Consider the following 8,509-nt stretch of genomic DNA (forward strand, 5'->3'; position numbering starts at 1 on the left):
CCGCCGCCGGGCGTGTTCGTCGCTGCGCGCGCCCTGCCGCCCGCGCCGGGGCGCCGGCGCGGCGGCAGGGCGCGCGGCCGGGAACGGGGCGTCGGGCGGGTGGGGGAGACGTCGGGCACGAGGGGCGTGTCCGGGCCCGTAACGCCGCCCCGGCAAAGGGTTTTCCGGGGCCGCGGCGGTCACCAGCGGGGTGGGGGCGGTGCCGTGAGGGACTCCGCCAGGCGGGACAGGCGGTCCCGGAAGCGGTGGCGGCCCCGGGGCGAGGGCACGGCGTTCTCGCCGGCCGCCGCGCTCACCAGGTGCTGGACGGTGTCCAGGTCCAGCTCCGCCCCCTCGGGCACCACCAGCCGCTCATGGGCCATGGAGGTCAGATCGCCCTCGCCGGTGCCCAGCGCCAGCACCGTCGCCCCGGCCAGCCGCGCGTCGTGGACCCGCTCCAGGAGCGGTGCCCCCGGCTCCTGCGGCGACACCACCAGCAGCGTCTCCCCGCGCCGCGCCGCGGCCAGCCGGCCCAGGCCCACCGCCAGGTGCGCCGGGTCCGAGACCCGCGCCGCGTGCCGGACGAGGGTCGGGGCCAGCTCCGGCGTCCCCGACCACGCGGCCTCGTCGACCAGATGGGCCGCCAGATGCCACGGCTCGTACGCGGGCGTGCCGACCAGCAGCAGTCCGCCGCCGTGCGAGACCGCCGACGTGCGCAGCGCCCCCGCGAACCGCCGGGTGGCTCCCAGCCACTCGGTTCCGGCGAGCACTTCGCGCAGCAACGCGACACGTACGGCGTCCATGCGACCGCATCCTGCCCCAACCGGCCCCTCACGGCTCAGGATTCACCCCGAATTCGCCCGGTCCGGGGACCGGCGTCCCTCCCGCTCGCACACCTGCCCGCATCGGATCGGCCGGCCCGCAGCCCCGGGTCCCCCTGCCGGGCGGACTCCGCAGCGGGGCCCGGGACTTCGGCGCCCGGCGGGGCCCGCGCCCCGCTCCGGGTGCCCGGCCTGGACCGACGGGCCGCGCGGCACGGACGTACAGTCGGCCCATGACCTCTACCGACAGTGCACAGCAGTCCGGCGGCGCCCCCGCGAAGGCCCCGGCCAAGGACCCCTGGGACCTTCCCGACGTCTCCGGACTCGTCGTCGGCGTGCTCGGCGGGACCGGGCCGCAGGGCAAGGGCCTCGCCCACCGGCTGGCCCGTGCCGGCCAGAAGGTGATCATCGGCTCGCGGGCCGCCGAGCGGGCCCGCGCCGCCGCCGGGGAACTCGGACACGGCGTCGAGGGCACCGACAACGCCGAGTGCGCGCGGCGCAGCGACGTCGTGATCGTCGCCGTGCCCTGGGAGGGCCACGGCAGGACGCTGGAGGCCCTGCGCGAGGAGCTGGCCGGCAAGCTGGTCGTCGACTGCGTCAACCCGCTCGGCTTCGACAAGCAGGGCGCCTACGCCCTCAAGCCCGAGGAGGGCAGCGCCGCCGAGCAGGCCGCCGCGCTGCTGCCCGACTCACGGGTGACGGCGGCCTTCCACCACCTGTCGGCGGTCCTGCTCCAGGACCCGGAGATCGACGAGATCGACACCGACGTGATGGTGCTGGGCGAGGCGCGCGCGGACGTGGAGATCGTCCAGGCGCTGGCCGGCCGCATCCCCGGGATGCGGGGCGTCTTCGCGGGGCGGCTGCGCAACGCCCACCAGGTGGAGTCGCTGGTCGCCAACCTGATCTCGGTGAACCGCCGCTACAAGGCGCACGCGGGACTCCGCGTCACGGACGTCTGAGGAGATGGGGGACACTGGTCGCCGCAGCAGTGTCCCCCGAAGGAGCCGACCGTCATGCCCCGCCTTGGTGTCTACGCCCTGATCGTCTGTGTGCTCGCCGTGGCGGCCGCGGTCTTCTCGTTCGCCCGGGGCAGCTTGCTCGGGGTCGTGTGGGTGCTGCTGGCGGGCCTCACGTCGAACATGACCTGGTACTACCTGCGCCGCGCCCGGACCGGCCGCGACGGTTCGGTCACGGGCTGACGACGCACTGCGTGTCGGCCTCCCGCCAGAAGCGGAACAGGTCGTAACCGCAGTAGGTTTCCAGGTCGCTGATCCCGAGGCCGCACAGCACCGCGTCGACCGCGTCGAAGAACACGCCGTTGACCTGGGGCAGCCACAGCAGCGCGAACACGAACAGCAGGCCGAACGGGGCGAACGGCTCCACCTGGCGCCGGATGCCGTGCGACAGCCACGGCTCGATCACCCCGTAGCCGTCCAGGCCCGGGACCGGCAGGAAGTTCAGGATCGCCGCGGTGACCTGGAGCAGGGCCAGGAAGGCGAGCGCGAACCGGAACAGCGGCGGCACGCCGTCGAGCGCGCCCAGCCAGAACGGGGCGGTGAACACGACGGCGAACAGGACGTTGGTCAGCGGCCCGGCCGCCGAGATCAGGCTGTGCCGCCAGCGCCCCCTGATCCGGGCGCGCTCGATGAACACGGCACCGCCGGGCAGACCGATACCGCCCATGATCACGAAGAGCACCGGGAGCACGATGCTGAGCAGCGCGTGGGTGTACTTCAGCGGGTTCAGCGTGAGGTAGCCCTTCGCGCCGACCGAGATGTCGCCGCTGTGCAGGGCGGTGCGCGCGTGCGCGTACTCGTGCAGGCAGAGGGAGACCACCCAGGCGCCCGTCACGAACAGGAACACGGCGAGGCCCGGCTGCTCGGCGAACCCGGTCCAGGTCGCCCAGCCCGTGACCGCCGTGACGGCGAGGATGCCGAGGAACACGGGGCTGATACGGCGTTCGCCGCGCCGGCTGAGGGCGGTGGTCATGGCGCTCCCTGGACTCTCGTGCGCGCGGGGCCGCGCGGCGACCTGCCCGACCGTACCGGGCACGGGGAAAACGTCTCGCGGTGGGGCGCCGGTTCCGGGGAGGCTGTGCACCCGGGCCCGGCGGGCGGACCCGGGGACCCCGCCCGCCACGCCCCGCGGCCCGGCCCTGTGACCGCCCCCTCGCTCCACCGGAGACAATGGATCCCGTGCGCTACCGCATCCTCGGCACCACCCAGGCACTCCGCCCCGACGGCCGCCCCGCTCCGGTCGGCGGTGCGCGGCTGCGTGCCCTGCTGACCGTGCTGGCGCTGCGGGGCGGCCGGACCGTCCCCGCGGCGCTGCTGGTCGAGGAGGTCTGGGGCGGACAGCCGCCCGCCGACGCGCCGGGCGCGCTCCAGGCGCTGGTCGGCCGGCTGCGCAGGGCGCTCGGAGCGGACGCGGTCGTCTCGGCCGACGGCGGCTACCGCCTCGCCGCCGACCCCGACGACATCGACCTGCACCGCTTCGCGCGCCTCGCGGGCGAGGGCGCGCGGACGCTGGCCGACGGCGATCCCGTGAAGGCCGCGGGCCTGCTCGACGACGCCCTCGCCCTGTGGCAGGGCCCCGCCCTGGCCGACCTCCCCGACCGGGACGCCGAGGCGGCCCGGCAGGAGACACGGCGGCTGGACGCCCTGCGCGCCCGCCACACCGCGGCCCTGGCCCTCGGCGGGGCCGAGCAGTCGCTGCCGGAGCTGACCGCCCTGTGCGACGGCCGTCCGCTGGACGAACCCCTCCAGGCCCTGCGGCTGCGCGCGCTGCGGGACGCGGGCCGCACCGCGGAGGCGCTGGCCGCCTACGAGGACGTACGCACCCTGCTGGCGGAGCGGCTCGGCTCGGACCCGGGGCCGGAGCTGCGGGCGCTGCACGCCGAACTGCTGCGGGCCGCGGACGGCCCCCCGCCCGAGGCCGCCCCGGCGTCCGGGCCACCGCCCGCCCCGGCCCCCGCGGCGGGCAATCTGCGCGCCCGGCTGACCTCCTTCGTCGGACGCGAGGCGGACATCGGGCTCATCCGCGGCGACCTCGCCACCGCCCGGCTGGTGACCCTGCTGGGCCCCGGCGGCGCCGGCAAGACACGGCTGTCGCAGGAGGCCGCCGAGAGCGTGCGCGAGACCGCCCCGGACGGGGTGTGGCTGGCCGAGCTCGCGCCGGTCGACGACCCGGAGGCCGTGCCGGAGGCCGTGCTGACCGCGGTCGGCGCCCGCGAGACGGTCCTCTACGGCGCCGGCGCCGAGGCCCTGCGGGCGGGCTCCGACCGCTACGACGATCCGGTGGAGCGGCTCGCCGAGCACTGCGGAAAGCGGCGCATGCTGCTGATCCTCGACAACTGCGAGCATGTCGTGGAGGCCGCCGCCCGGCTGGCCGCCGAGCTGCTGGAGCGGTGCCCGGGGCTCACGGTCATGGCGACCAGCCGCGAACCGCTCGGTGTGCCGGGGGAGTTGCTGCGGCCCGTCGGCCCGCTGCCCGAGCCGTTCGCGCTGCGGCTGCTGGCCGACCGGGGCGCCGCGGCGCGGCCCGGCTTCCGGGTCGAGGCCGACGAGGAGAGCGCCGCCGCGTGCGCGGAGATCTGCCGCCGCCTCGACGGCCTGCCCCTGGCGATCGAGCTGGCGGCCGCCCGGCTCCGGATGCTGACTCCCCGTCAGATCGCCGACCGCCTTGACGACCGCTTCCGGCTGCTGACCTCGGGGAGCCGTACGGTCCTGCCCCGCCAGCAGACCCTGCGGGCCGTCGTCGACTGGTCGTGGGAGCTGCTGGACGAGGACGAACGGGCCGTGCTGGCAAGGCTGTCGGTCTTCGCGGGCGGCTGCGACCTCGCCGCCGCCGAGGCCGTCTGCGGCCCGGCCGCGCTGGAGGCGCTGGGCTCGCTCGTCGACAAGTCCCTGGTGGTGGCGGCCCCTTCGGGGAGCGGCGAGATGCGCTACCGGCTCCTGGAGACCGTCGCCGAGTACGCCGGGGAACGCCTGGACGAGACGGGGCGGCGGGCCGAGGCCGGCCGGGCGCACCTGGTCCACTACCGCGAACTCGCCCGCACCGCCGACCCGTTGCTGCGCGGCCCCGGCCAGCTCGCCGCCATCGAACGCCTGGAGCGCGAGTACGAGAACCTGCGCACCGCTCTGCGGCAGGCGCTCACCGCCCGCGAGGAGCAGGAGGCGCTGTGCCTGATCCTGTCGCTGGCCTGGTACTGGCAGATGCGCGACCTGCGCATCGAGGCCCGCAACTGGTCGCGGGAGGTCATGGCGCTCGGGCCCGACCCGTTCCCCGAACCGCCCCGGCCGGCCGCCGCGGTGTACGAGCGCTGCACCGACACCGCGCCCCCGTGGACCGGCGAGCTCCTCACGGAGGCCCGGCGCGGTCTGCATCTGGTCCACCTGGCCTGCATGGACACCGAGCTGGACGCCTGGCACTCGCCCGGGGGCCGGGCGAAACTGCGGTCCATCGCCGCCACCTACGAGCCCGGACAGCCGCAGACCTGCCGGGTCCCGGGCATGATGTGGATCTTCGCCGTGATGTTCTCCGGGGACCTCGCGCGAGTGCGGGAGGTCGCCGAGGCCACCGTCCGCACCTGCCGCGAGACCCCCGGCTACGACTGGGAGCTCGCCTCCAGCCTGCAGTTCCGGGCCAACCTGTTCGCCAACCGCAGCGACTGGGCGGGCGACGCCACCCGCGACGCAGAGGAGGCGCTGGCGGTCTACCGGCGGCTGGGCGACGTGTGGGGGACCGCCGAGGCGATCTCCGCGCGCGCCGAGTCCCATGAGCGCAAGGGGCGTTTCGACCTCGCCGCCGCCGACTACGGGGTGGCCATCGAGATCGCCGAGCGCCTCGGCGCCCGCGCCCAGCGCGCGGTGCTCCGGGCCCGCCTGGGCACCGCGCTGATGGAGTCGGGCGACGCCGTGCGCGGCACCCGGATCCTGCACGAGGTGCTCGCCGGCCAGGAGGGCGCCGGCAACGAGGCGATGCCCTTCGCGCGGCTCTCCCTCGCCGGATGGCTCGCCATGAACGGACGCGCCGAGGAAGCGCGCGCCCAGATCCGCGTACTGCGCGCGGACTTCCGGATCGCCCACTTCGTCCTCTTCGACGCGATCATCCTCGGCTCGGAGGCGTTCGTGGAGGCGAGCGACGGCTGCTACGAGGAGAGCCTGGGCAAGGTCCGCGTCGCCCTGGACGGGGCCGAGGACCCGCTGTCCCAGGCCATCGCCCCGCACATGCGCGCCATGTTCCTGCACATCGCCGCCCTCGGCCTCGGCCATGTCCGAGGCGGGAGCCGCGCCCGCGACGGGGCCCGCTGCCTCGCCGCCGGGGACGCCCTGCTGCCCGCGGGGCACGTCCCGACCTCGGTCGAGCGCGAGACGCGCGTCCGGGCGGAACGGGCCCTGCGCGCGGCCCTGGGCGAGCGGGACTTCGAGGCGGCGTACGCGCGGGGCGGCGGCCTCTCCCCGGGGGAGGCCGCCGCCCTGGTCTGAGCCGCACCGGCACCCGCCGGGCAGCCGGGTCAGCTCTTGGTGCGGAACTTGTGGATCGCGACCGGTGCCATCACCGCGGTGATCGCCACCGACCAGCCGAGGGTCACCCACAGATCGGTGGCGACCGGCCCGCCCAGCATCAGGCCGCGTGCGGCGTCCGCGAGGGTGGACAGCGGGTTGTAGTCGGTGAACGTCCGCAGCCAGCCCGGCATCGACGTCGTCGGCGCGAAGATCGACGAGCCGAACTGGAGCGGGAACAGCACCAGGAAGCCCATCGCCTGCACGGACTGCGCGCTCTTCATGATCACGCCGAGGGTGAGGAACACCCACATGATCGAGGAGGCGAAGGCGATGGACAGCGCCACGGTCGCGAGGAGACCGGGCCAGCTGGTGATCTCGAAGCCGACCAGGACGGCGACGACCATCAGGACGGCCGTCGCGAACAGCATCCTCAGCAGTTCCACCGAGATCTTCGCGAAGAGCACCGAGCCCCGCCCGATCGGCAGCGACCGGAAGCGGTCCATCACACCGGAGTTGAAGTCCTGGCTGAACCCGGTGCCCACGCCCTGCGAGAGCGTCATGCTCATCATCGCGATCATGCCGGGGATGACGTACTGCACGTACCGGTCCTGGCCGCCGCCCAGCGCCTGCCCGATCGAGCCGCCGAAGACGAACACGAACAGCAGGGTGAAGATGATCGGCATCAGCACCGCGTCGGCCATGGACTCCGGGTCCTTCCGGATCCACAGCAGGTTGCGGCGCACCAGGGCACCGGTGTGCCGCAGATGACCGCGCAGCCCGATACGGGCGTCGTCGCCGGCGGGCGGCCGGGCGGCCCCGGCGGCGGTCGTGGCTGCCGCGGGGCGCAGCGCCCCGCCGGCGGTGGCGGGTGCGGTGACGGGGCGCAGCGCCTCGTCGGCGGTGGGTGTCGTACGGGCGCTCATGCGGCGGCCTCCTCGCGGTCGTCGGCGGGCACGGTGTCCTGCGGGGCGCTGGCGCGGTGGCCGGTGAGCGAGAGGAACACCTCGTCCAGGCTGGGCAGTTCGGTGGTGACGGAGGCGAGCGTGATACCGCGCGTGGTGAGCGCGCCGACCACGGCGGTCAGTTGCTCGTCGCTCAGGATCGGGACGAGGAGCGTGCCGGTGGCGCTGTCCACGGTGGTGGTGGCGAGCCCGGTGATGCCGAGTCCGTCCAGATGTCCTGCGAGCGGCCGCAGTTGGAGGGCGTCGGCCGGACGGACGCGCAGCGTGCGCCCTCCGACCTTGGCCTTCAGCGCCTCGATCCGGCCGCCCGCGACGACCTTGCCGCGGTCGACGACCGTCAGCTCGGAGGCGAGCTGCTCGGCCTCCTCCATGTACTGGGTGGTCAGCAGGACGGTCACGCCCTCCCCGACCATCGCCTTGACCTCGTCCCAGACCTCGTTGCGGGTGCGCGGGTCCAGGCCCGTGGTCGGCTCGTCCAGGAACAGCACGGAGGGCCGGCCGATCATGGAGGCGGCCAGGTCGAGGCGGCGGCGCATCCCGCCGGAGTAGGTCGCCGCGGGCCGCTTGGCGGCCTCGGTCAGCGAGAACCGCTCCAGCAGTTCGTCGGCCCGGGTGCGCGCCTCCTTGCGGGGCAGGTCGAGCAGGCGGCCGATGAGGTACAGGTTCTCCCAGCCGGAGAGCTTCTCGTCCACGGAGGCGTACTGGCCGGTGAGCCCGATGACCCGGCGCAGCTGCCGGGGCTGCCGGACGACGTCGTACCCGGCGACGACGGCGTGTCCGGCGTCCGGCGCCAGCAGGGTGGACAGGATGCGCACCAGGGTGGTCTTCCCGGCGCCGTTGGGCCCGAGCACCCCCATCACGGTGCCCTCGGCCACCTCCAGGTCCACCCCGTCCAGGGCCTTCGTCTCGCCGTAGTGCTTGATCATCCCCCGTACGGAGACGGCACTGCCGGGTCGGCCCGGCCCGCTGTCGATTCGCGTCATGGCAACGACACTGCCAGGGCCCACCGACAAAACACCGACAGGCCGCCTACAGGACCGGCGGGTCACCGACACGGCAGACAGGGCGGCGGCCCGTGGAAGGGGGCGCCGGGCCCTCCCCGGACGCCTCCGCGGGCCCCGCGCCGTACGGCACCGGCGCGCGACCACCCGCCCGCGCACGCCCCGCGGGCGGCACGCGGGCGGCACGCGGCGGTTCGGCAGATGAGCGACGCCCGCGACCCCGACCCCGAGGACGGCCC

7 protein-coding genes are annotated in these 8,509 nt (G+C 75.2%); 3 read left to right on the forward strand and 4 right to left on the reverse strand.

Annotated elements, in window-relative coordinates:
- Positions 1-179: 179 nt before the first annotated feature.
- The gene (locus SZN_RS32980; RefSeq protein WP_007503663.1) at positions 180-782 is read right to left on the reverse strand and encodes a hypothetical protein; all 603 of its coding nucleotides are present in this window, start codon (positions 780-782) and stop codon (positions 180-182) included.
- Positions 783-1,033: 251 nt separating this feature from the next.
- Between SZN_RS32980 and npdG the strand changes: the two genes are divergently transcribed.
- Both npdG and SZN_RS32990 read left to right on the forward strand, forming a co-directional pair.
- Positions 1,034-1,759, forward strand: a complete 726-nt coding sequence (gene npdG / locus SZN_RS32985; RefSeq protein ID WP_007503664.1) for an NADPH-dependent F420 reductase — start codon at positions 1,034-1,036, stop codon at positions 1,757-1,759.
- Positions 1,760-1,813: 54 nt separating this feature from the next.
- Positions 1,814-1,999: a hypothetical protein gene (locus SZN_RS32990; protein WP_007503665.1), complete on the forward strand. Its 186-nt coding sequence runs from the start codon at positions 1,814-1,816 to the stop codon at positions 1,997-1,999.
- On the opposite strand, the gene SZN_RS32995 is transcribed toward SZN_RS32990, so the two are convergent.
- Positions 1,989-2,789 carry a site-2 protease family protein gene (locus tag SZN_RS32995; protein ID WP_007503667.1) on the reverse strand — a complete coding sequence of 267 codons (801 nt, stop codon included), beginning with the start codon at positions 2,787-2,789 and terminating at the stop codon, positions 1,989-1,991. The genes SZN_RS32990 and SZN_RS32995 overlap by 11 nt on opposite strands.
- Positions 2,790-2,986: 197 nt before the next feature.
- On the opposite strand from SZN_RS32995, the gene SZN_RS33000 reads away from it, so the two are divergent.
- Entirely contained in the window at positions 2,987-6,286 is a 3,300-nt protein-coding gene (locus SZN_RS33000; protein WP_007503670.1) for an ATP-binding protein, read from the forward strand.
- Between the two features lie 29 nt (positions 6,287-6,315).
- On the opposite strand, the gene SZN_RS33005 is transcribed toward SZN_RS33000, so the two are convergent.
- Positions 6,316-7,230 carry an ABC transporter permease gene (locus tag SZN_RS33005; protein ID WP_007503672.1) on the reverse strand — a complete coding sequence of 305 codons (915 nt, stop codon included), beginning with the start codon at positions 7,228-7,230 and terminating at the stop codon, positions 6,316-6,318.
- Positions 7,227-8,252, reverse strand: a complete 1,026-nt coding sequence (locus tag SZN_RS33010) for an ATP-binding cassette domain-containing protein (RefSeq protein ID WP_043734324.1) — start codon at positions 8,250-8,252, stop codon at positions 7,227-7,229. Before SZN_RS33010 ends, SZN_RS33005 begins: the two co-directional genes overlap by 4 nt.
- Between the last annotated feature and the right edge of the window lie 257 nt (positions 8,253-8,509).

The sequence above is a fragment of the Streptomyces zinciresistens K42 genome, assembly GCF_000225525.1.
GTDB lineage: Bacteria > Actinomycetota > Actinomycetes > Streptomycetales > Streptomycetaceae > Streptomyces > Streptomyces zinciresistens.